Source organism: Rhodoferax sp., from assembly GCF_034519335.1.
GTDB lineage: Bacteria > Pseudomonadota > Gammaproteobacteria > Burkholderiales > Burkholderiaceae_C > Allorhodoferax.
This window is the reverse complement of the sequence record NZ_JAXHOL010000034.1, coordinates 85,906-106,490: the sequence shown is the minus strand read 5'-3', so window position 1 is coordinate 106,490 and position 20,585 is coordinate 85,906. Positions and strand designations below refer to the sequence as shown.

The window sequence follows — 20,585 nt, the reverse complement described above, 5'->3', positions numbered from 1 at the left end:
GCTTTAAGGGAGGGGTGCATGTCTGAGTTGCACAAGTTTTTGTTTGATGGCTTGCCCGTGCGGGGTGCCGTGGTGCGCTTAACCGATTCCTGGGTGGAAATTCTGCGCCGGCGTGCATCCAACAGCAACACTGGTGCCTACCCGGCGCCCGTGCAAAACATGCTGGGCGAAATGACGGCTGCTGCGGTATTGATGCAGTCCAACATCAAGTTTGATGGGGCCTTGGTGCTCCAGATTTTTGGCGATGGCCCTGTGCAGGTGGCGGTGGTGGAGGTGCAGTCAGATTTGAAGTTGCGCGCGACTGCCACTGTGGCTGGGGAGGTGACGGCAGACCTGTCGCTGAGCCAGATGGTCAATGTGAACAATCAGGGGCGCTGCGCAATCACCCTGGACCCCAAGACCAAGTTTCCGGGGCAGCAGCCTTACCAAGGTGTGGTCCCGCTTTTTGATGACCACGGGCACCCGATTGAAAAGCTCAGTGCTGTGCTGGAACATTACATGCTGCAGAGTGAGCAGCTCGACACCACCCTGGTGTTGGCTGCCGATGACAAGGTCGCAGCAGGCCTGTTGATTCAACGTTTGCCCATGCAAGGAGAAGGCAACCTGTCGGGCAGCATGGTGTCCAAGGACAATGAAGATGCGATTGGTCTCAATGAGCACTACAACCGCATTGCCACGCTTGCCAGTAGTCTCAAGCGCGAGGAGTTGCTGACACTGGACGTGGATACGATTCTGCGTCGTTTGTTCTGGGAGGAGCAGATCACCCGCTTCGAGCCGCTCGTAGGTGAAACCGCACCAAAGTTTGTTTGCAGCTGCAGCCGGGAGCGAGTGGCCAAGATGATTGTCAGCTTGGGGCGCGAGGAAGTGGAAAGCATTCTCGCGGAGCGCAACGACATTGAAGTGTCCTGCGAATTCTGTGGCGCACAGCACCGTTTCGACCCTGTGGATGCCGCCCAGTTATTCACTGACCCTTTGCAGCGACTCGACGGTGGTTTAGACGCCCACTAAGGGTGGTCGTGTAAGCCGGCTGAACAGCCGATGCTCGCAGTCTGCATCGGAGCAGGTGTCACATATCCAGGCCCAAGTGGGGCCTTGGCTAGCTGGCAGCCCCGCGCGATGTGTTGCATCGGCATGGTCGATCGCTTGCAATGCTGCTTGTTGGCGGTGCGCCCCCAATCCGTAGACCGTGGCAAAGGGCAGTTGGTGCGTGAGCAACACTTCACGCAACCTCGCGTCAATGCGCCGCTGCACGGCGACGCCATCGCGTTGGATGCCGTCTGCCACCCAAGGTAAATCCACACAAGCCAATAAGGTGAGATCCAGTGAGCGCTGAAACGTCACAGCGGAGCCGTACAGGCTACTGTCTTGGAACAGGACGTCACTGTACACAGCTGTCACTAAGGGCGTGGTGTCGGCCACGACGCAAATCGCTTGGGCTTGGCGTATATGAGCCGCTTGGGTACTGGCTACGTGCGCTTGTTCGTGCGCTCGGGGAGGTCTGCCGTGGTGGGTGCTCCACTCGCGCAGGTATTCTGGAATGAGTGCAACCGACGCGTAGCGGCTTTTCAGTTCGATGGACAGCCAAGTGGACAGGGTCGATTTGCCGCTGCACTCAGCGCCCACGATGCCGATCTTCATGATTGCGTTCTTTAGCGGGCAATTTGCACGTAAATTTCGTTCGCTTTGACCATGCCCAGTTCGGTGCGGGCTTTTTCTTCGACGATCTCCAGACCTTCACGCAAGTCGCTAATTTCGGCCACCAAGCGCTCGTTGGCTTGCGTCGCTTGAATATTGTGTTGCTTTTGTGCGTCCAGCTGGGTCGCCAGCTTGGACACATTGGGCACACTGCCACGGCCAAACCACAGTTGCCCATGCAGGATCACCAGCAAGGCAATCAAGGCAGCGGGAACAAGGCGGTTGGCCATAGCAGCGGTGAATGCGCTTACTTCAGGTTGTAGAACGCAGCGCGGCCGGGGTACACAGCCACATCACCCAAGTCCTCTTCGATGCGCAGCAGTTGGTTGTACTTGGCCATGCGGTCGGAACGGCTCAAGGAGCCGGTCTTGATTTGACCGGCGTTGGTGCCCACGGCGATGTCGGAGATGGTGGAGTCTTCGGTTTCGCCCGAACGGTGGCTGATGACGGCGGTGTAGCCGGCGCGCTTGGCCATTTCAATCGCGGCGAAGGTTTCGGACAGGGTGCCGATCTGGTTGATCTTGACCAGGATCGAGTTGGCAATACCTTTGTCGATGCCTTCTTTCAGGATCTTGGTGTTGGTGACGAAGAGGTCGTCGCCGACGATCTGCACGTTCTTGCCCAAGCGGTCAGTCAGAATCTTCCAGCCATCCCAGTCACCCTCGGCCATGCCGTCTTCGATGCTGATGATGGGGTACTTGTCGACCCAGGTGGCCAGCATGTCTGTCCATTCCTGCGATGTCAGGTGGATGCCGCCTTCGCCTTCGAGCACGTATTTGCCGTCCTTGTAGAACTCGGAGGCGGCGCAATCCAAGCCCAGGGCGATTTGCTCACCGGCCACATAACCTGCCTTGTCGATCGCTTGCAAGATCATTTGAATAGCCGCTTCGTGGTTGGCCACGTTGGGCGCAAAACCACCCTCATCACCCACTGCCGTGCTGATGCCCTGGTCGTGCAAAATTTTCTTCAGGGCGTGGAACACTTCAGCACCCCAGCGCAGGGCTTCGCGGAAGCTGGGCGCGCCCACGGGGATGATCATCAACTCTTGCAAGTCGAGGTTGTTGTTGGCGTGCTCGCCGCCGTTGATGACGTTCATCATGGGCACAGGCATCTGCACGCTGCCCATGCCACCGAAGTAGCGGTACAGCGGAAGGCCGGCTTCTTCGGCGGCGGCGCGGGCCACTGCCATAGAGACAGCCAACATCGCGTTCGCGCCCAAGCGGCTTTTGTTCTCGGTGCCGTCCAAGTCGATCAATGTCTTGTCGAGAAAGGCTTGCTCAGAGGCATCTAGGCCCAACACGGCTTCGGAAATTTCAGTGTTGATGTGTTCAACGGCCTTGAGTACGCCCTTGCCAAGGTAGCGCTTTTTGTCGCCGTCGCGCAGCTCAATGGCTTCGCGCGAGCCAGTGGATGCGCCGGATGGCACAGCTGCACGGCCCATGGTGCCTGATTCCAGCAACACGTCGCATTCCACGGTGGGGTTGCCACGGGAGTCCAAAATTTCGCGACCGACGATATCAACAATTGCGCTCATTGGTTTCTTTCAAGTTCAAAAACACACAAACAAAAACGGCACACGGGATCATGCCTGCCATCACTGGAAATCGTTCTCCAGCAAGGCAGTTTTTTTGGTTACGGAATCCAGGGCCACCAGGGTTTCGAGCAAGGCCTTCATGTGGCGTAAGGGAACGGCATTGGGGCCATCGGACCAGGCTTCGGCGGGGCGTGGGTGGGTTTCCATGAAAAGCCCGGCCACGCCTGCGGCTACGCCTGCACGGGCCAGCACGGGAACCATCTCGCGTGCACCACCGCTGGTGCCACCCAAGCCGCCAGGCTTCTGCACTGAGTGGGTTACATCGAACACGACAGGTGCACCCGAATTGCGCATCTCCGCCAGACTGGTCATGTCGGCCACGAGGTTGTTGTAACCAAAGCTCACGCCGCGTTCGCAGGCCAGGAAGCGGTCGGGCGATAGACCCACTTCTTCCGCGGCGGCGCGGGCTTTGTCGATCACGTTCTTCATGTCCCAGGGCGCAAGAAACTGCCCCTTCTTGATGTTCACCGGCTTGCCGCTTTGTGCGACAGCCCGGATGAAGTCGGTCTGGCGGCACAGAAAGGCGGGGGTCTGCAACACATCTACCACGCTGGCGACCTCGGCTACATGGGACTCGTCATGCACATCCGTCAGGATGGGCAATTGCAGTTGGCGGCGAACCTCATCGAGGATTTTCAGACCGGCGTCCAAGCCGACACCACGCTTGCTGGTGCCCGAGGAGCGGTTGGCCTTGTCGAAAGAGCCCTTGTAGATCAGAGGGATGCCCAAGGCGGTACAGGCTTCCTTGAGCTGGCCAGCCACCTCGATGGACATTTCCAGGCCTTCGATGGAGCAGGTGCCTGCGATCAGGAAGAAACGGTGTTCCAGGCCAACGTCAAATCCACAAAGTTTCATCAGGCGACCGCTTTCAAATTCTTGCCTTCGGACTGGTGGTCCACTGCCGCTTTGATGAAGGCATTGAACAGCGGGTGGCCATTCCAGGGCGTAGACTTGAATTCAGGGTGAAACTGCACACCGACAAACCAGGGATGCACGGTTTGCGGAAGTTCCACAATTTCGGTGAGCTGCTCGCGCTGGGTCAGTGCGGAGATCACCAACCCAGCTTCCCGCAATTGGTCCAGGTAGTTGACATTGGCTTCATAGCGATGGCGATGGCGCTCTGTCACCACGTTGCCGTAGATTTTGTGGGCTAGCGTGCCCTTGGTCACGTCCGAGCTCTGCGCACCCAAGCGCATGGTGCCACCCAGGTCGGAGTTGGCGTCGCGCGTCTTGATAGTGCCGTCGGCATCTTTCCACTCGGTGATCAAAGCGATCACGGGGTTGGGGCTGTCGGGCTCGAACTCGGTGCTGTTGGCTTCCGTGAGGCCTGCCACGTGCCTTGCGAATTCGATGGTGGCGACCTGCATGCCCAGGCAAATGCCCAAGTAAGGCACCTTGTTCTCGCGGGCGAAGCGGGCCGTGCTGATCTTGCCTTCGATGCCGCGCTTGCCGAATCCACCAGGTACCAGAATGGCGTCGTACTTGGCCAACTGGTTTACGCTGGCGGTATCGATGGTTTCCGAATCTACGTGCTCGATCTTCACACGCACATGGTTCTTCATGCCTGCATGGCGCAGCGCTTCGTTAACCGACTTGTAGCTGTCGGTCAGGTCCACGTACTTGCCAACCATGGCGATGGTGACTTCGCCCTTGGGGTGTTCCGTCTCGTAAACCAGCTCGTCCCAGCGTTTGAGGTTGGCCGGTGGCGTGTTCAGGCGCAGCTTGTCGCAGATCAGTCCGTCCAGGCCCTGCTCGTGCAGCATGCGGGGCACCTTGTAGATGGTATCCACGTCCCACATGGAGATCACACCCCACTCGGGCACATTGGAGAACAGCGAAATCTTTGCGCGCTCTTCGTCGGGGATGGGACGGTCCGCGCGGCACAGCAGGGCATCGGCCTGTATGCCGATTTCACGCAACTGCTTGGCGGTGTGTTGGGTGGGTTTGGTCTTGAGTTCGCCGGCCGCAGCAATCCAGGGCAGGTAGCTCAAGTGCACAAAGGCGCTGTTGTTGGGGCCGAGCTTCAGGCTCATCTGGCGCACGGCTTCGAGGAAGGGCAGGGATTCGATGTCACCCACAGTGCCACCGATTTCCACAATCGCCACATCCACCGCATCAGGCTCGCCAAAACGCGCACCGCGTTTCACAAACTCTTGGATCTCGTTGGTGACGTGGGGAATGACCTGCACGGTCTTGCCCAGGTAGTCGCCACGGCGTTCCTTGTCGAGCACGCTCTTGTAGATCTGGCCCGTGGTGAAGTTGTTGGTCTTGCGCATGCGCGTTTCAATGAAACGCTCGTAGTGGCCCAGGTCCAGGTCGGTTTCAGCGCCGTCGTCGGTGACAAACACCTCGCCATGCTGCAGGGGGGACATGGTGCCGGGGTCTACGTTGAGGTAAGGATCCAGCTTGATGAGGGTGACTGTCAGGCCCCGCGATTCCAGAATCGCAGCTAAGGAGGCTGAGGCGATTCCCTTGCCAAGGGAAGACACCACACCGCCGGTGACGAAGACAAATTTGGTCATGTCAGGGGCGAACCTATGGGTTCGATGAGGTGGTAAAGCGAGATTATAGGCGTCTGCTACATTGCGGTCCTCGGCTCTAGAGGCACACCATGGATTTATCGGGCAAACACATTGTTCTGGGGCTCACTGGCGGCATCGCCTGCTACAAGGCGGCCGAGCTGTGCCGCGCGTTGATCAAGCAGGGCGCCACGGTGCAGGTGGTGATGACCGAGGCGGCAGCGCAGTTCATCACACCGGTGACCATGCAGGCGCTGAGCAACCGCCCGGTCTTTGATTCGCAGTGGGATGCGCGGGAGCGCAACAACATGCCCCACATCAACCTGAGCCGTGAAGCCGATGCGATTTTGATTGCCCCCTGCAGTGCCGACTTCATGGCCAAGCTGTTGCATGGCCGTGCTGACGATTTGCTGAGCCTCATGTGCCTGGCGCGTCCCGTGGATTCTGTGCCCCTGTTGATTGCTCCCGCCATGAACCGCGAAATGTGGGCGCACCCCGCCACACAGCGCAACCTCGCCCAGCTGCAGGCTGATGGGGCGACGCTCTTGGGTGTCGGCAGTGGCTTCCAGGCTTGTGGCGAGACGGGCGACGGTCGCATGCTGGAGCCGCAAGAATTGCTGGAGGACGTGATCGCTTTCTTCCAGCCCAAGGTGATGGCAGGCCAACACGTCGTGGTCTCTGCAGGCCCCACCTTTGAAGCCATTGACCCCGTGCGCGGCATCACCAATCTTTCCAGCGGCAAGATGGGATTTGCGATTGCCCGCGCCGCGCGCGAGGCGGGTGCGGACGTGACCCTGGTGGCTGGTCCGGTGGCGCTGCCCACACCGCGTGGTGTGCAGCGTGTGGATGTGAAATCTGCACAAAATATGCACGCAGCCCTTGTGGAATATGCGCGAACAGCTACTGTTTTTGTAGCAACTGCGGCTGTTGCCGATTGGCGCCCGGCCCAGACTTCCGACCAGAAGATCAAAAAGGACGGCTCTGGCAACACGCCCGTGCTGAGCTTTGTTGAAAACGTGGACATCCTGTCCGAGATTGCCCATTCCCCGCGTGCCACCAGTGGTGAATTGTTCTGCGTGGGCTTTGCGGCCGAAAGCCACGACCTGCTGGCCCATGCCACGGCCAAGCGTGCGCGCAAGGGCGTGCCGCTGCTGGTGGGTAATATCGGCCCTGCCACCTTCGGGCAAGACGACAACGCGCTGCTGCTGGTCGATGCCCACGGTGCGAAAGAACTTCCCCACAACTCCAAACTGGCGCTGGCCCGGCAACTGGTTGCCGAAATTGCCAAGCGCCAGCGCGCCACTCACTGAACCCCGACCATGAAAATCGACGTCAAGATCCTCGACAGCCGCCTGTACGACAACCTGCCCACCTATGCCACGCCCGGCAGCGCGGGGCTGGACCTGCGCGCTTGCCTGGACGCGCCACTAACCTTGGCGCCCAACGCCTGGCAGCTGGTGCCCACGGGCATGGCCATTTACCTAGAAAATCCGGCCTATGCCGCGCTGATCCTGCCGCGCTCGGGGCTGGGCCACAAACACGGCATCGTGCTGGGCAATCTGGTGGGCTTGATTGACAGCGATTACCAAGGCCAGCTCATGGTCAGCGCCTGGAACCGCAGCGCTGTGGAATTCACCATCCAGCCCATGGAGCGCATTGCGCAGCTCATGATCGTTCCCGTGGTGCAGGCGCAGTTCAATGTGGTGAGTGAATTTCCTGCGTCCCAACGCGGCGAGGGCGGCTACGGCTCGACCGGCAAGAACTGATCCCCCTGTTGGGGCTCGCCCCCTCTCCCCTCGGGAGGGGGGCAACCCCAGCTGGCCGGCGAAGCCGGTTCCGCGGGGGGGGGGAGGGGGCTCGGCCAAGGTACTGCGCGCCAAGATTGCTGCTAGTGCAAGGTATCGTTGCCTGGCGCACTGGTATGCACGGGCTGGATGCGGAAGAAGCCTGTACCCGCCGTACCGCGGCCAATTTCTTCTTCGGTCGCTTCGCGTACCGACTCCACCTTCAGGCTGATGCGGATGGCAATGCCGGCCAGCGGGTGGTTGCCGTCCAGCACCACGTGTTCGGGGTAAATGTCGGTGATGGTGTAGAGCGCATCTTTAGGCGCGTTGGGGTTGCAGCCTTCGGGTAGCGCGTGGCCTTCCATGGTCAGGCCTTCCTGCAGCTCTGCGGGGAACAGGGCGCGTGGCTCCAGAAATAGCAGTTGGTCGTTGAAATCGCCAAAGGCTTGTTCGGGCTCAATTTGCAGCTCCAGTTTGGCGCCCGCGGCATGGCCTTGCAGGGCCGCTTCAATCGGGGGCAGCAGGTCATTGCCACCCAACAAAAACTCCACGGGATCGTCCAAAACGTCCAGTTCTTCGCCCAAAGTGTCTTTCAGCGTCCAGGTGAGGGCAACGACGCATTGTGGTGTGATTTCCATAGGAGAATTGTCCCATGAACATCCCAGAACCACTGCAGCTGCTGGGCGGACTCTCGCCAAAAACCTTTATGCAACGCCACTGGCAGAAAAAGCCGCTGGTGATCCGGCAGGCGATTCCCGGCTTTGCCCCTTTGCTGGACCGGGCCGAGTTGCTGGACCTTGCGGCGCAAGAGGAGGTGGAGTCGCGGCTGGTGGTGCAGGCGTCTGCCAAAGGCGGGACGGGCTGGCGTTTCAAGCACGGGCCGTTTGCCCGCAAGGCCTTGCCCCCTTTCAAGCAGGCGGGTTGGACCCTGCTGGTCCAAGGCGTTGACTTGCACGACGAGCGGCTCCACGCGCTGATAAATCAGTTTCGTTTTGTGCCCGATGCGCGTTTGGATGATGTGATGATCAGTTATGCCACCGATGGCGGCGGCGTCGGGCCGCACTTTGATAGTTACGACGTCTTTCTGCTGCAGGCCCATGGTCGGCGGCGCTGGCGGATTGGGCGGCAAAAAGACCTGAGCCTCCAGCCCGACATGCCACTCAAAATTCTGGCGAACTTCGAGCCGGAAGAGGAGTTTGTTCTGGAACCAGGGGACATGCTGTACCTGCCACCCAAGTATGCGCACGATGGCATTGCAGAGGGCGAGTGCATGACGTATTCCATCGGATTCCGCTCGCCAGATCGTGCTGAACTGGCGCAAGAAATATTGCAGCGATTGGCCGAGCAAGCCATTGAGGAGTTGGCCTCCGGTGTCTACCGCGACCCCAAGCAAGACGCCGTGGCGCACAGTGCCGCTATGCCTGTGGCTTTGGTGGACTTTGCACAAACCGCACTCGAAGATGCCTTGAAAGACCCGAAAGCTGTCGCGCGTGCAGTCGGAGAGTATCTGAGCGAACCCAAAGCCAATGTATGGTTTGATGGTGGCGAAGCTGAAGTGCATGGCGCTGTGCGGCTCGACCGTAAAACTCGTATGTTGTACGACGCCGACCATGTGTTTATCAACGGCGAGAGCTTTAACGCTGGCGGCAAAGATGCCCAGCTGATGCAGACCTTGGCCAACGTCCGCAGTTTGAGCGCAGCAGAAATCAAACGGCTGAGCGCTGGGGCACGTGCCTTGATGGAAGACTGGTGTGCGGTAGGTTGGTTGCATCCGGATGATTGAGTCGAACGTACCGTCACCGCTGCCAGAAGGAAGCTTTGCGGGGCTTTCGGCGTTTGCGCAATTGGTGCGCGATGGATTGGCCTGTGCCGCGCGGGAGGGCTGGCCACAGATGGTGTGGAGCGATGCCGACTTTTTGGATTGGCCGTTGCGCGAAAAGGCGGTGGTGGAGTCCTTGCAGGCGTGGTCAGGCAGTGGCCGTCGTTTGGTGATGCTGGCCCATCGTTTTGACGAAGTGCAGCGCCACCATGCGCGCTTCGTACAGTGGCGCAATACGTGGGACCATCTGGTTGAGTGCCGTGTGTGCAGGCAAGTTGATGCGTCTGAATTTCCGAGTGCGCTGTGGAGCCCGCACTGGGTGATGCGACGTCTGGATCTCGAACGCAGTACTGGTATATCCGGTTGTGAGCCGCAGCGGCGTGTAATGTTGAAAGAGGAGCTGGACGAGTGCAAACGTCACAGTTCCCCTGGGTTCCCCAGCACAATTTTGGGTTTGTAAGGGGTTAAAAAGGGTTTACCCCTACGCACCGTTTTGGGTCTTGTATAATTTTGTGCTCTGGGGAAAGAGATCGAACGCTTTTGCCAGGGCTGGGTAGCTTGCTACCTAGGCAATTTCCGGAAATTGTTTCGTTAACTCACTTAAAGTTTTTAAAAATGAACAAGTCTCTCGTTTTGGCAGCCGTGATCGCTGCTGCTGCCCTGGCTGCTTGCGGTAAAAAAGAAGAAGCTCCTGCTGCTGCTCCCGCTGTTGAAGCTCCTGCTGCTGCTCCAGCACCAGCTGCTGCTCCTGCTGCTGACGCATCCGCTCCTGCTGCTCCTGCCGCTGCTGCTTCCGAGCCAGCCAAGCAATAATTTGCTTGCAGACGAAAAAAAACCACCGCAAGGTGGTTTTTTTTCGTCTGCACATGGGCGGAGTAACCGCCTCAGCGCAAAGGTTTTACTTGATGTCGTCTGCTAGCACCTTGACGATGCGTTGCGCAATCGGCGAAGTTTCGGGTTGGCCATTGGTGTCCAGCACCAGCACATTGGACTGTTCACCGATGCTGCGCACAGCAATCTGGTATTTGGTGGGCTCGGCGCCTTTGCCCGAGCCGCTGAACAGCTTGCTGAAGAAGCCGGGTTCGGAGTTCTCGGATGTGGTGCTCACATAGCGAACAAAGTAAATGCCTTGTTTGCGGTCGCGGTCTTCCACGGTGAAGCCAGTACGGTCCAGTGCCAAACCGACGCGGCGCCAAGCGCGATCAAAACCCTCTTCAAGCTTGACAGCGGGCTGGCCATTGACCGTGGTCACGGCGGCCGTGGGCTTGGGCGCACTGTTGGCGACCAAAGCCTTGGACTGCTCTTGCGAAACGCCGAGCTTGACCATCAGGCGGCGCAGAAATTCTGCTTCCAGCTCAGGGTCGGCCGCACGGGGCTGCCACATGGTCTGCTTGTCGCCAGCGGTAGTGCCGGCACCGGAACTGGTGTACACCTCGACCATTCCGCGATGGCTGATGAAGATCTCCGTGTTGCCATTGGCATCGCGCTCCAGACGGGTGCGGAACTTGTCACGCTCGCCAGTGGAGTAGAGCGAATCCAGTAGCTTGCCCAGTGCGGCGCGGATGGCATCTTGTGGAATCTTGGCGCGGTTTTCAGCCCAGTCCGTTTCCATGATGCCCAGATTGCTTTGGTCCATGGCCAACAAAAAGCCATTTTCTTGCCAAAAGTCTTTCACCGGCTCCCAGAGCTTGTCGGCGGGGCGGTTGACCACCAGCCAGCGCTGGTTGCCCGCACGTTCTATGCGCACATCGCCCACACTCAAGGTGGCCACGGGGACCTTGCTGTTGGCGACTTGGTTGGCCTGGTAGCCCGATGCAGAAATCGCACCATCCACCACGGTGTAGCGGGTGTCTTTGGAGAGTTGCGTCAGGTCCGGCGGAATGTCCAGGGACGGTGCTTTGCCTGTGGACCGGTAGTCCACCTTGTCTGTTTCCAGGGAGCCGCATGCGCCCAAGGCCAGGGTGATGCCAATCAAGGCAGCTTTGGAGGTGAGATTCACAGAGTGTTCCAGTGCCGTAAAGGCTCAGATCAAGCCGCAGGTCTTCAGCGCGCGTTCGAGCACGGGCTGGTTGGCTGCAGTCAACGGTGTTAAGGGCAGGCGCAAGGCCTGCTTGCTCAGGCCCATGCGGGACACAGCCCATTTCACGGGAATCGGGTTGGACTCGACAAACAAAGCTTTGTGCATGGGCAGCAGTTGCAGCTGGATTTCCATGGCACGTGCCACGTTGCCAGCCATGGCAGCCACACACAGCTCGTGCATCAGGCGCGGCGCCACGTTGGCAGTCACGCTCACATTGCCATGGCCGCCACACAGCATCAGTGCCACGGCGGTGGGGTCGTCACCGCTGTAGATGGAGAAATGTTTGGGGGCTTCTTTGATCAGCCACTGGGCGCGTTCGATGTTGCCAGTGGCTTCCTTGATGCCGACGATGCCGGGCACTTCGGCCAGGCGCAACACGGTGTCGTGTGCCATATCGGCGACTGAGCGGCCAGGCACGTTGTACAGCACGATGGGCAAGTCGCCTGTAGCTTCTGCAATGGCCTTGAAGTGTTGGAACTGGCCCTCTTGCGTGGGCTTGTTGTAGTACGGGACCACCTGCAGTTGGCAGTCGGCACCCACACCCTTGGCGAACTTGGCCAGGGCAATGGCTTCGCGAGTGGAGTTGCCACCGCAACCGGCCATGATGGGTACGCGGCCTGCAGCTTGCTCCACCGACACACGGATGATTTCGCAGTGCTCATCCACACTCACGGTGGGGGACTCGCCGGTGGTGCCAACCACGCCAATGCAATCGGTCCCTTCAGCAATATGCCAGTCAATCAATTTGCGCAGCGCGGGGTAGTCCACGGAACCGTCGTCGAGCATCGGAGTGATGAGGGCTACGATGCTGCCCCTGATTGGACCTTTGGAAGCGTTCATGTCGTGTGGTTGGTTCGGTAAACAGGCATTTTAACTAGAGTGTGTGTCGGCTTGGCACAGCCCCAGATTCGGGGTGGGTAAAGCTACGCAAAGCAGCAATGCGTTGGACGAAGCGGGCCGGGTTCTCCAGGTACCCCTGCTCAAACGCCACCACATGCCAACCGGCGCACACGCTGATCAGTTCACCGGGTTGCAGTAAAAAATCGGGCTGGCTGGGCCGCCCCACGGTTTCGTTGCCAGCGGCAAAGGTCTCGTACAGCAGCAAACCACCAGGAGCCACACTGTTGAGCAAAGTGGGGAACAGGGGGCGCCACAGGTAATTGGTGACGACAACAGCCCCAAACTGCTGCGGGGCCATGTTGTGCATCAGGGGCCAAGGCCCGTTTTCGATGTCGGCTGTGACCAATGTGGCCTCCGGCACCTGCTGTGTGGCCAGCGCCGTGTCCTGGTCGATGCCGGTTACCGCGTGGCCGCGTTGGGCGAACCACGCCAGGTGCCGTCCCACGCCACAGGCCACGTCGAGCACGCTGGCCCCGGGGGCTAGCAAATGGCTCCAACGCTGAACCCAAGCAGAGGCGGCGCCGCTGCCGTGGGCGCTGGGGCTGGCGCTCATTGCGGTTTGACGTGGTCTTTGAGGGCTGCCAGGGCCATCTTTTCCACCACGCCGGGCAGCAGCAGTTTGAGGAAGCGCCCCAGCTTGCCCTTGGTCGTCATCACGATTTCACGCTCGCGACTGGCCATGCCGTCCAGAATCAGTCGCGCGCATTCCTCCACGGTCATTGCTTTGTCTTCTTTCAAGCCACTGGAACCGGCTGCATTACCTGCAGCATTCAGTCCACGGCTGCGGATATTGGTCAGCACCACGCCGGGATAGGCCGTGGTCACACTCACACCCGCGCCGCGCAGCTCGGTGCGCAAGGCTTCAAAGAAACCTGCCATGGCGAATTTGGAGGCGCTGTAGGCGGTGCGCCCCGGCACACCCACCAGCCCGGCCAAGGACGACACAGCCACGATATGGCCCCGGCTGGCCTTGAGGTAAGGCAGGGCAGCGTGGGTGCACCACACGCTGCCCCACAGGTTGATGCGCATGAGCTGCTCGTACCAGCCCAAGTCTTCTGCCTTGACGTCGCTGAACAAGGCTTGCGCTGAAATGCCGGCGTTGTTGATCAGCGCGTCCACGCGGCCAAAGCGCTGCACCGTTTGCGCTACCAGGGCGCGGCACTGGGCCTCTACCGAGACATCGGTGGGGACCACCAGCACCTGGGCGCCGAGACTGCTGCACTGTTGGGCCACCGTATTGAGCAGCTCCACATTGCGCGCTGCCAGCACCAGTGCACCTTGGGCACCAAGCTTGCGGGCCAGTTGGCGCGCCATGTCGGCGCCAATGCCGTCCGACGCGCCGGTGATGATCGTGGTGTACAGAGAGTCGGTCATGCGTGGGTCATTAAAAACAGGCCCAAACCTGGTTGGCCAATTGCACCAGAAAGTCGGGTTGGGTGTAGAGATAAAAAACGGCTAGCAGGACTGCCGTGGCGGCGCTCCAAAGGAGCAGGCGGCTGCGGAGTGTCATATCAGTGCGCCAGCGCGGTGCGTTGGATGGGTGCTTCACGGACTGGCAGGTTCACCAGCGCAGCCAGTACGCCCAGTGCAATGGCTATGTACCAAACGATGTCGTAGCTGCCGGTCTTGTCATACAGGTAGCCGCCAAGCCAGACGCCCATGAAGGAGCCAATCTGGTGGCTGAAGAATACAAATCCTCCCAACATCGACAGATGCGCCACACCAAAAATCTGCGCCACGGTGGCATTGGTGGGGGGGATGGTGGACAGCCACAACAGGCCCATGACGGAGGCAAACACGTAGACGCTGGCGGGCGACAAGCGGCACCACCAGGAACACGCTGATGGCGACTGCGCGCGCGAAGTAGATAAACGCCAATATGTTCTTCTTGGCCATTTTCTGGCCCAGCACGCCCGCAGCGTAGGTGCCAAACACATTGAATAGCCCGATCAGTGCGAGCGCGTAGCTCGCCACTTGGGGAGAGAGTCCCTTGTCTTTCAAATAGCTGGGCATGTGCACGCCAATGAAGACCACCTGGAAACCACAGACAAAGTAGCCCGCCATCAGCAGCTGAAAGCTCGGGTATTTGAATGCTTCACGCAGCGCCTGCCCAATCGACTGTTCCCTCTTGGGCGGCGTGCCCCCCCCAAAACCGGGCTCGCGCAGGCCCCAGGCCAGCGGGATCATCAGCAACGCGGCTGCGCCCAGCACCACCAGCGCCTGCTGCCAGCCCAAGCTGCCAATCAAAAACCCTTCGGTCGGCACCATCAAAAACTGCCCAAAGGAACCCGCCGCAGCGGCCACTCCCATGGCCCAGGAGCGCTTCTCGAGCGGCACATTGCGACCGATCACGCCATAAATCACGGCATAGGTGGTGCCCGCCTGGGCCATCCCAATCAGCACGCCGCTGGACAGGGAAAACAAGAGAGGCGTGTTGGCATACGCCATGCCGACCAGGCCCAATGCATACAGCACTGCGCCACCCACCACCACACGAAAGGCCCCAAATCGGTCAGCCACCATGCCTGCAAAAATCCCCGACAGACCCCACACCAGGTTTTGGATGGCAATCGCGAAGGCGAAGGTCTCACGCGTCCAGCCTTGGGCCTGGGTAATCGGTTGTAACCACAGGCCAAAACCATGGCGGATGCCCATGGACAGCGTCACGATGGTGGCGCCGCAGGCCAGGATCTGGACGAGGGAAAGCGGTTTGTGCGGCAAAGTCATCGCTGAAATGTAGCCCGTTTGCCGGTCACCCGCTGCTGCGGCTGTGACAAACTCCGCAATGCCCGGCTCATGGGTTTCTGTATATGCATACAGTTGTTTTTATCCAGCCACACTACAATCCGCCCCTATGGCAGTGAAACCACCCCCCGAATATTCCGAATCATCGATCCGCGTGCTCAAGGGCCTGGAGCCCGTCAAACAGCGCCCGGGCATGTACACCCGCACCGATAACCCGCTGCACATCATTCAGGAAGTGCTGGACAACGCCGCGGACGAGGCCTTGGCTGGTCACGGCAAAAAAATCAAGGTCACCCTGCACGCCGACGGCTCGGTCAGCGTGGAAGACGATGGCCGTGGCATTCCGTTCGGCATGCACCCGGAAGAAAAAGCGCCGGTGATTGAGCTGGTGTTCACCCGCCTGCACGCCGGCGGCAAGTTCGACAAGGGCAAGGGCGGCGCCTACAGCTTCTCTGGCGGACTGCACGGCGTGGGTGTGTCGGTGACCAATGCGCTGGGCAAGCGCCTGGAAGCCACCAGCTACCGCGAAGGCTCGGTGGCCCACCTGGTGTTTGAGGGCGGTGACGTGACCGAAGCCCTGCAAGTGCGCAAGGCCGGTGACGGTGACCGCAAGCAGGGCACCACCGTGCGCGTCTGGCCCGACCCCAAGTATTTCGAATCCGCAGTGCTGCCTATGGGCGAGCTCACCCACCTGCTGCGCAGCAAAGCCGTGCTGATGCCTGGTGTGAGCGTCACGCTGGTGAATGAAAAAACCAAAGACAGCCAGAACTGGCTCTACAAGGGGGGCCTGAAAGACTACCTGGGCCAGACGCTGACTGCGGACCCGGTCATCCCCATGTTTGATGGCGAAGGGTTTGCCGATGGCAACAACGACACCTTTGCCGAAGGCGAGGGCGCCACTTGGTGCGTGGCGTTTACCGAAGACGGCGCCCCGGTGCGCGAGAGCTATGTCAACCTGATTCCCACCAGCGCGGGCGGCACTCACGAGAGCGGCTTGCGCGATGGCCTGTTCACGGCGGTCAAGAGTTTTATCGAGCTGCACAGCCTCTTGCCCAAGGGCGTGAAGCTGATGCCTGAAGACGTGTTCGCCCGCGCCAGCTATGTGCTGAGCGCCAAGGTGCTGGACCCGCAGTTCCAGGGTCAGATCAAGGAACGCCTCAATTCGCGTGACGCCGTGCGCTTGGTCAGCAGCTTTGTGCGTCCCGCGCTTGAGTTGTGGCTGAACCAGCACGTGGACTACGGCAAGAAGTTGGCCGAGCTGGCGATCAAGGCCGCGCAAACCCGCCAGAAAGCCGGCCAAAAGGTCGAAAAGCGCAAGAGCAGCGGTGTAGCCGTGTTGCCCGGCAAGCTGACTGATTGCGAAAGCCGTGACATTGCCTACAACGAAGTGTTTCTGGTCGAGGGCGACTCCGCAGGCGGCAGCGCCAAGATGGGCCGCGACAAAGAAAACCAGGCCATTCTGCCCCTGCGCGGCAAAGTGCTCAACACCTGGGAGGTAGACCGCGACCGCCTGTTTGCCAATAACGAAATCCATGACATTTCGGTGGCGATTGGGGTGGACCCGCACGGCCCCAACGACACGCCTGACCTGAGCGGCCTGCGCTATGGCAAGGTTTGCATCTTGTCCGATGCGGACGTGGACGGCTCCCACATCCAGGTGCTGCTGCTCACGCTGTTCTTCCGCCATTTTCCCAAGCTCATCGAGACCGGCCACGTGTTTGTGGCCCGCCCTCCGCTGTTTCGGGTGGATGCGCCAGCGCGCGGCAAAAAGCCCGCCAGCAAGGCCTATGCTCTGGACGAAGGTGAGCTCACCGCCATCCTCGACAAGTTGCGCAAAGAAGGCGTGCGCGAAGGCGCCTGGTCCATCAGCCGCTTCAAAGGCCTGGGCGAGATGAACGCCGAACAACTGTGGGACACCACCCTGAACCCCGATACCCGCCGCCTGCTGCCGGTGGAGTTGGGCGCCATCGACTTTGGTGCGACCGAGGCCCTGATAACCAAACTCATGGGCAAGGGCGAGGCTGCGGCGCGCCGTGAGCTGATGGAGCTGCACGGGGACTCGGTGGAGATTGACGTCTGATTGCTATGAAAAAGATAGCTGTTTGCGCAATATTGGCGGGCTTTTTTGCTACTTTTCATGCCAAGGCAGACGTCTGGGTATGGGTGGATGAACAAGGCCATAGCCATTTTGCGTCGCAGCAAGTCGATGCGCGCTACAGCCTGTTTTACCGCGCGCCGATGCAAACAGCGGCATCGGAGTCTGCCGAGGCAGTGGCACCTGCTGCGCCCGAGGTCCATCCCAAGCTGGCCGAGTTTTTTGAGTCGTCGCCGCGCTACCGCAAGATCCAGCCACTGCTCAAAGAGGCCGCCGCCCGCTACCGGGTGGACTACGAGCTGTTGCAAGCCCTGGTAGCCACCGAGTCCGGTTTTGACGCGGCTGCGGTGTCACCCAAAGGTGCCATTGGCCTGATGCAGGTGATGCCCGACACGGCACGCCGTTTTGGCGTGGACAGTGACCGCTGGCTGTCGATAGAAACCAAGTTGGCCGATCCCAAAATCAATATCAACTTGGGCACGCGTTATCTGCGCTTGCTGATTGACATGTTCCCGGGCAAGCTGGACTTGGCCCTGGCGTCGTACAACGCGGGTGAAGGCGCGGTGCAACGTGCGGGCAACAAGGTTCCCAACTACAAAGAAACCCAAAACTACGTGGCCACCGTGGGCGAGTTGTATGCCGCCCTCAAGCCTGTGCCTGTGGCGCAGGTAAGGGCCTCCAATGGCCGGGTGAAAGCCACTTATGGCGAAGGCTATGTGCTGGCTGGAGCCCGTGATCCCTATCTACTCAAAGCGCCTGGCGGCGCCCAGGCTGTGGCCTTGGGTGGCGCTGCAGGCCGCGGCAATATGGTGGCGCCCCTGCAGCGTCCACCAGAGCCGGATTCCCGAATCGCAGACTGAAAAAACATGACAGACCAAACCACGCTTGATTTGATCCCCGAACCCGCCGCTCCTGGTGAAGAGGGCGAACTGAACCTGGCCACCTACGCCCAGCGCGCCTACCTCGAATACGCCCTGTCCGTCGTCAAGGGCCGCGCCTTGCCCGATGTGTGTGATGGCCTCAAGCCGGTGCAGCGCCGCATTCTGTACAGCATGTCGCGCATGGGCCTGGGCTTTGGTGGCACCAATGGCAATGTGGGTGCCAAGCCCGTGAAGAGCGCCCGTGTGGTGGGCGACGTGCTGGGCCGCTTCCACCCGCACGGCGACCAGTCGGCCTACGACGCGCTGGTGCGCATGGCGCAAGATTTTTCGCAGCGCTATCCGCTGGTGGACGGCCAGGGCAACTTTGGTTCGCGTGATGGCGACGGCGCCGCGGCCATGCGGTACACCGAGGCCCGCCTGGCCAAGATCACCAGCCTGTTGCTCGATGAAATCGACATGGGCACGGTGGACTTTCAGCCCAACTACGATGGCTCCACCGAAGAGCCCTGCCAGTTGCCTGCGCGCCTGCCGTTCAGTCTGCTCAACGGCGCCAGCGGCATTGCCGTGGGCCTGGCCACCGAAATCCCCAGCCACAACCTGCGCGAAATTGCCGACGCCTGCGTGGCGCTGATCAAGACGCCTGCGTTGGCAGATACCGAGCTGTACGCCCTGGTGCCTGGCCCCGACTTCCCCGGTGGCGGCCAGATCATCAGCCCGGCGCAAGACATTGCCGATGCCTACCGCACCGGCCGCGGCAGCCTCAAGGTGCGCGCCCGCTGGAAGATTGAAGACCTGGCCCGCGGCCAGTGGCAGCTGGTGGTGACTGAGTTGCCGCCCGGCGTGAGCAGCCAGCGTGTGCTGGAAGAAATTGAAGAGCTCACCAACCCCAAGGTCAAGGCCGGCAAGAAGGCCTTGAGCCAAGAGCAAACGCAACTCAAAGCCAGCATCCTCAGCGTGCTGGACGTGGTGCGGGATGAGTCGAACAAGGACGCGCTGGTGCGCCTGGTGTTTGAGCCCAAGACCAGCCGCATAGAGCAGCAGGAGCTGATTACCGCGCTGTTGGCCCACACCAGCCTGGAAACTTCGTCGCCCATCAACCTGACCATGGTGGGGCTGGACGGGCGTCCCACGCAGAAATCGCTGCGCCAGATGCTGACCGAGTGGATCAGCTTCCGCCAGACCACCATCGAAAAGCGCAGCCGCCATCGCCTGGGCAAGGTGCTGGACCGCATCCATATTCTGGAAGGCCGCCAGACCGTCCTGCTCAACATCGACGAAGTGATTGCCATCATCCGCCAGTCCGATGAACCCAAGGCTGCGCTGATTGAACGCTTCAAGCTCAGCGACCGCCAGGCCGAAGATATCCTGGAAATCCGCCTGCGCCAACTGGCCCGCCTGGAAGCCATCAAGATCGAGCAGGAACTGTCCGAACTGCGCACCGAACAGGGCAAGCTGGAAGAAATCCTCAACAGCCCGGCCGCACTGCGCCGCCTGATGGTCAAAGAGATAGAGGCGGACGCCAAAACCTTTGCCGACGCGCGCCGCACCCTCATCCAGACCGAGAAAAAGGCCGTAGCCGAAGTGAAGGTGGTGGACGAACCCGTGACCGTGGTGGTGTCTGAAAAAGGCTGGGTGCGCGCACGCACCGGCCATGGCCACGAGGCGTCTACCTTCGCCTTCAAGGCCGGTGACGGCCTGTACGGCACCTTCGAGTGCCGCACGGTGGACACACTGCTGGTGTTCGGCTCCAACGGGCGCATCTACACCGTGGCGGTTTCGGCTCTGCCCGGCGGGCGCGGCGACGGCCAGCCCGTCACCACGCTGATCGAGCTGGAAAGCACCACACAAATCCTCTACTACTTTGCCGGTCCGGCCAGTGCGCCAGTTGCTGCTCTCCAGCAGCGGTGGCTATGGCTTTATCGCCAGCGTGGAAAACATGACCTCCCGCCAGAAGGCCGGCAAGGCCTTTGTGGGCGTGGGCGAGGGCGAAACGCTGTGCGCGCCGTCCGTCGTGGCCGGTGCGCAGGGCAAGGTCACCGTGGCAGGCACCCCTGCAGCGGCGGTGGCGCCAGCCACCCATGTAGCCTGCGCGTCCACGGGCGGGCGCATTCTCACCTTTGAGATCACCGAACTCAAGACCATGGAGAAGGGCGGCCGCGGCTTGATGCTCATCGACCTGGAAGCCAAGGACACCCTGGCGGGCGCCGCGGCCTACACGCGCAGCATCCGCATCGACGGCATTGGCCGCGGTGGCAAGGAGCGCGACGAAACACTGGAAATCCGCAGCCTCAACAACGCCCGTGCCGCGCGCGGCCGCAAGGGCAAGGCGGCGGACTTGGGCTTTAAGCCGAACCGGATTACGCGGGTGGAGTGATTGAAAACTGCGCGGGTTGGGGCACAGTCGCTCCGAGTATTGCGCTTGTCGCTAACGAGCTGAAAGATGCACCCAATGGAAAGGCCGCTACATGCGGCC

19 protein-coding genes and 2 pseudogenes are annotated in these 20,585 nt (G+C 60.6%); 8 read left to right on the top strand and 13 right to left on the bottom strand.

Annotation, left to right across the window (positions count from 1 at the left end):
• Positions 1 to 18 precede the first annotated feature (18 nt).
• Positions 19 to 1,008, top strand: coding sequence for an Hsp33 family molecular chaperone HslO (locus U5O12_RS14900; RefSeq protein WP_322579394.1), 990 nt, complete (start codon positions 19 to 21; stop codon positions 1,006 to 1,008).
• Here the strand turns inward: U5O12_RS14900 and U5O12_RS14895 are convergent.
• The 5 genes from U5O12_RS14895 to U5O12_RS14875 are packed head-to-tail and all read right to left on the bottom strand — an operon-like array spanning position 994 to position 5,811.
• Entirely contained in the window at positions 994 to 1,638 is a 645-nt protein-coding gene (locus U5O12_RS14895; RefSeq protein WP_322579393.1) for an ATP-binding protein, read from the bottom strand. The genes U5O12_RS14900 and U5O12_RS14895 overlap by 15 nt on opposite strands.
• Positions 1,639 to 1,649: 11 nt before the next feature.
• A complete protein-coding gene (locus U5O12_RS14890; RefSeq protein ID WP_322579392.1) occupies positions 1,650 to 1,925 on the bottom strand; it encodes a septum formation initiator family protein in 276 nt (91 codons plus the stop codon).
• Positions 1,926 to 1,942: 17 nt separating this feature from the next.
• Positions 1,943 to 3,229: a phosphopyruvate hydratase gene (gene eno / locus U5O12_RS14885; RefSeq protein WP_322579391.1), complete on the bottom strand. Its 1,287-nt coding sequence runs from the start codon at positions 3,227 to 3,229 to the stop codon at positions 1,943 to 1,945.
• A gap of 60 nt (positions 3,230 to 3,289) precedes the next feature.
• Positions 3,290 to 4,144 (bottom strand): 3-deoxy-8-phosphooctulonate synthase, encoded by an 855-nt coding sequence (gene kdsA / locus U5O12_RS14880; protein ID WP_322579390.1) that lies wholly within the window; start codon positions 4,142 to 4,144, stop codon positions 3,290 to 3,292.
• Positions 4,144 to 5,811, bottom strand: coding sequence for a CTP synthase (locus U5O12_RS14875; protein ID WP_322579389.1), 1,668 nt, complete (start codon positions 5,809 to 5,811; stop codon positions 4,144 to 4,146). Before U5O12_RS14875 ends, kdsA begins: the two co-directional genes overlap by 1 nt.
• Positions 5,812 to 5,900: 89 nt before the next feature.
• Here U5O12_RS14875 and coaBC point away from each other — a divergent pair, with 89 nt between their 5' ends.
• Positions 5,901 to 7,118 carry a bifunctional phosphopantothenoylcysteine decarboxylase/phosphopantothenate--cysteine ligase CoaBC gene (coaBC, locus tag U5O12_RS14870; protein WP_322579388.1) on the top strand — a complete coding sequence of 406 codons (1,218 nt, stop codon included), beginning with the start codon at positions 5,901 to 5,903 and terminating at the stop codon, positions 7,116 to 7,118.
• Positions 7,119 to 7,127: 9 nt separating this feature from the next.
• The gene (dut, locus tag U5O12_RS14865; protein ID WP_322579387.1) at positions 7,128 to 7,574 is read left to right on the top strand and encodes a dUTP diphosphatase; all 447 of its coding nucleotides are present in this window, start codon (positions 7,128 to 7,130) and stop codon (positions 7,572 to 7,574) included.
• A 122-nt stretch (positions 7,575 to 7,696) separates the two neighbouring features.
• Here dut and U5O12_RS14860 read toward each other — a convergent pair whose 3' ends face one another.
• Positions 7,697 to 8,230 (bottom strand): FKBP-type peptidyl-prolyl cis-trans isomerase, encoded by a 534-nt coding sequence (locus tag U5O12_RS14860; protein ID WP_322579386.1) that lies wholly within the window; start codon positions 8,228 to 8,230, stop codon positions 7,697 to 7,699.
• A gap of 14 nt (positions 8,231 to 8,244) precedes the next feature.
• Between U5O12_RS14860 and U5O12_RS14855 the strand changes: the two genes are divergently transcribed.
• Both U5O12_RS14855 and U5O12_RS14850 read left to right on the top strand, forming a co-directional pair.
• Positions 8,245 to 9,375, top strand: a complete 1,131-nt coding sequence (locus U5O12_RS14855) for a cupin domain-containing protein (protein WP_322579385.1) — start codon at positions 8,245 to 8,247, stop codon at positions 9,373 to 9,375.
• On the top strand, positions 9,368 to 9,871 hold the full coding sequence (locus tag U5O12_RS14850; RefSeq protein WP_322579384.1) for a hypothetical protein: 504 nt from the start codon (positions 9,368 to 9,370) through the stop codon (positions 9,869 to 9,871). Before U5O12_RS14855 ends, U5O12_RS14850 begins: the two co-directional genes overlap by 8 nt.
• Before the next feature lie 105 nt (positions 9,872 to 9,976).
• On the opposite strand, the gene U5O12_RS14845 is transcribed toward U5O12_RS14850, so the two are convergent.
• The 7 genes and pseudogenes from U5O12_RS14845 to U5O12_RS14815 form a co-directional block, all read right to left on the bottom strand.
• Entirely contained in the window at positions 9,977 to 10,279 is a 303-nt protein-coding gene (locus tag U5O12_RS14845) for a hypothetical protein (protein WP_322579383.1), read from the bottom strand.
• Between the two features lie 30 nt (positions 10,280 to 10,309).
• A complete protein-coding gene (gene bamC, locus U5O12_RS14840; protein WP_322579382.1) occupies positions 10,310 to 11,410 on the bottom strand; it encodes an outer membrane protein assembly factor BamC in 1,101 nt (366 codons plus the stop codon).
• A gap of 24 nt (positions 11,411 to 11,434) precedes the next feature.
• Positions 11,435 to 12,331: a 4-hydroxy-tetrahydrodipicolinate synthase gene (gene dapA / locus U5O12_RS14835; RefSeq protein ID WP_322579381.1), complete on the bottom strand. Its 897-nt coding sequence runs from the start codon at positions 12,329 to 12,331 to the stop codon at positions 11,435 to 11,437.
• A 34-nt stretch (positions 12,332 to 12,365) separates the two neighbouring features.
• Positions 12,366 to 12,944 carry a class I SAM-dependent methyltransferase gene (locus U5O12_RS14830; protein WP_322579380.1) on the bottom strand — a complete coding sequence of 193 codons (579 nt, stop codon included), beginning with the start codon at positions 12,942 to 12,944 and terminating at the stop codon, positions 12,366 to 12,368.
• Positions 12,941 to 13,753, bottom strand: coding sequence for an SDR family oxidoreductase (locus U5O12_RS14825; RefSeq protein ID WP_322579475.1), 813 nt, complete (start codon positions 13,751 to 13,753; stop codon positions 12,941 to 12,943). Before U5O12_RS14825 ends, U5O12_RS14830 begins: the two co-directional genes overlap by 4 nt.
• Positions 13,754 to 13,775: 22 nt before the next feature.
• Positions 13,776 to 13,901, bottom strand: coding sequence for a hypothetical protein (locus U5O12_RS14820; RefSeq protein ID WP_322579379.1), 126 nt, complete (start codon positions 13,899 to 13,901; stop codon positions 13,776 to 13,778).
• A gap of 1 nt (position 13,902) precedes the next feature.
• Positions 13,903 to 15,118: pseudogene (locus tag U5O12_RS14815) on the bottom strand (MFS transporter).
• Positions 15,119 to 15,245: 127 nt separating this feature from the next.
• Here U5O12_RS14815 and U5O12_RS14810 point away from each other — a divergent pair.
• From U5O12_RS14810 to parC, 3 genes and pseudogenes are all read left to right on the top strand, one after another.
• Positions 15,246 to 17,216 (top strand): DNA topoisomerase IV subunit B, encoded by a 1,971-nt coding sequence (locus U5O12_RS14810; protein WP_322579378.1) that lies wholly within the window; start codon positions 15,246 to 15,248, stop codon positions 17,214 to 17,216.
• Positions 17,217 to 17,221: 5 nt separating this feature from the next.
• On the top strand, positions 17,222 to 18,091 hold the full coding sequence (locus U5O12_RS14805; protein ID WP_322579377.1) for a lytic transglycosylase domain-containing protein: 870 nt from the start codon (positions 17,222 to 17,224) through the stop codon (positions 18,089 to 18,091).
• A gap of 6 nt (positions 18,092 to 18,097) precedes the next feature.
• A pseudogene (gene parC / locus U5O12_RS14800) lies at positions 18,098 to 20,486 on the top strand (DNA topoisomerase IV subunit A).
• Positions 20,487 to 20,585: the final 99 nt, after the last annotated feature.

Excerpts from the sequence above, each read along its gene's own strand:
- U5O12_RS14820 (WP_322579379.1), bottom strand. The coding sequence starts at position 13,901 with ATGACACTCCGCAGCCGCCTGCTCCTTTGGAGCGCCGCCACGGCAGTC.
- U5O12_RS14805 (WP_322579377.1), top strand. The coding sequence starts at position 17,222 with ATGAAAAAGATAGCTGTTTGCGCAATATTGGCGGGCTTTTTTGCTACT.
- dapA (WP_322579381.1), bottom strand. The coding sequence starts at position 12,331 with ATGAACGCTTCCAAAGGTCCAATCAGGGGCAGCATCGTAGCCCTCATC.
- U5O12_RS14875 (WP_322579389.1), bottom strand. The coding sequence starts at position 5,811 with ATGACCAAATTTGTCTTCGTCACCGGCGGTGTGGTGTCTTCCCTTGGC.
- U5O12_RS14890 (WP_322579392.1), bottom strand. The coding sequence starts at position 1,925 with ATGGCCAACCGCCTTGTTCCCGCTGCCTTGATTGCCTTGCTGGTGATC.
- U5O12_RS14810 (WP_322579378.1), top strand. The coding sequence starts at position 15,246 with ATGGCAGTGAAACCACCCCCCGAATATTCCGAATCATCGATCCGCGTG.
- eno (WP_322579391.1), bottom strand. The coding sequence starts at position 3,229 with ATGAGCGCAATTGTTGATATCGTCGGTCGCGAAATTTTGGACTCCCGT.
- U5O12_RS14895 (WP_322579393.1), bottom strand. The coding sequence starts at position 1,638 with ATGAAGATCGGCATCGTGGGCGCTGAGTGCAGCGGCAAATCGACCCTG.
- U5O12_RS14830 (WP_322579380.1), bottom strand. The coding sequence starts at position 12,944 with ATGAGCGCCAGCCCCAGCGCCCACGGCAGCGGCGCCGCCTCTGCTTGG.
- dut (WP_322579387.1), top strand. The coding sequence starts at position 7,128 with ATGAAAATCGACGTCAAGATCCTCGACAGCCGCCTGTACGACAACCTG.
- U5O12_RS14860 (WP_322579386.1), bottom strand. The coding sequence starts at position 8,230 with ATGGAAATCACACCACAATGCGTCGTTGCCCTCACCTGGACGCTGAAA.
- U5O12_RS14845 (WP_322579383.1), bottom strand. The coding sequence starts at position 10,279 with ATGTGCAGACGAAAAAAAACCACCTTGCGGTGGTTTTTTTTCGTCTGC.
- U5O12_RS14850 (WP_322579384.1), top strand. The coding sequence starts at position 9,368 with ATGATTGAGTCGAACGTACCGTCACCGCTGCCAGAAGGAAGCTTTGCG.
- coaBC (WP_322579388.1), top strand. The coding sequence starts at position 5,901 with ATGGATTTATCGGGCAAACACATTGTTCTGGGGCTCACTGGCGGCATC.
- kdsA (WP_322579390.1), bottom strand. The coding sequence starts at position 4,144 with ATGAAACTTTGTGGATTTGACGTTGGCCTGGAACACCGTTTCTTCCTG.
- U5O12_RS14900 (WP_322579394.1), top strand. The coding sequence starts at position 19 with ATGTCTGAGTTGCACAAGTTTTTGTTTGATGGCTTGCCCGTGCGGGGT.
- U5O12_RS14855 (WP_322579385.1), top strand. The coding sequence starts at position 8,245 with ATGAACATCCCAGAACCACTGCAGCTGCTGGGCGGACTCTCGCCAAAA.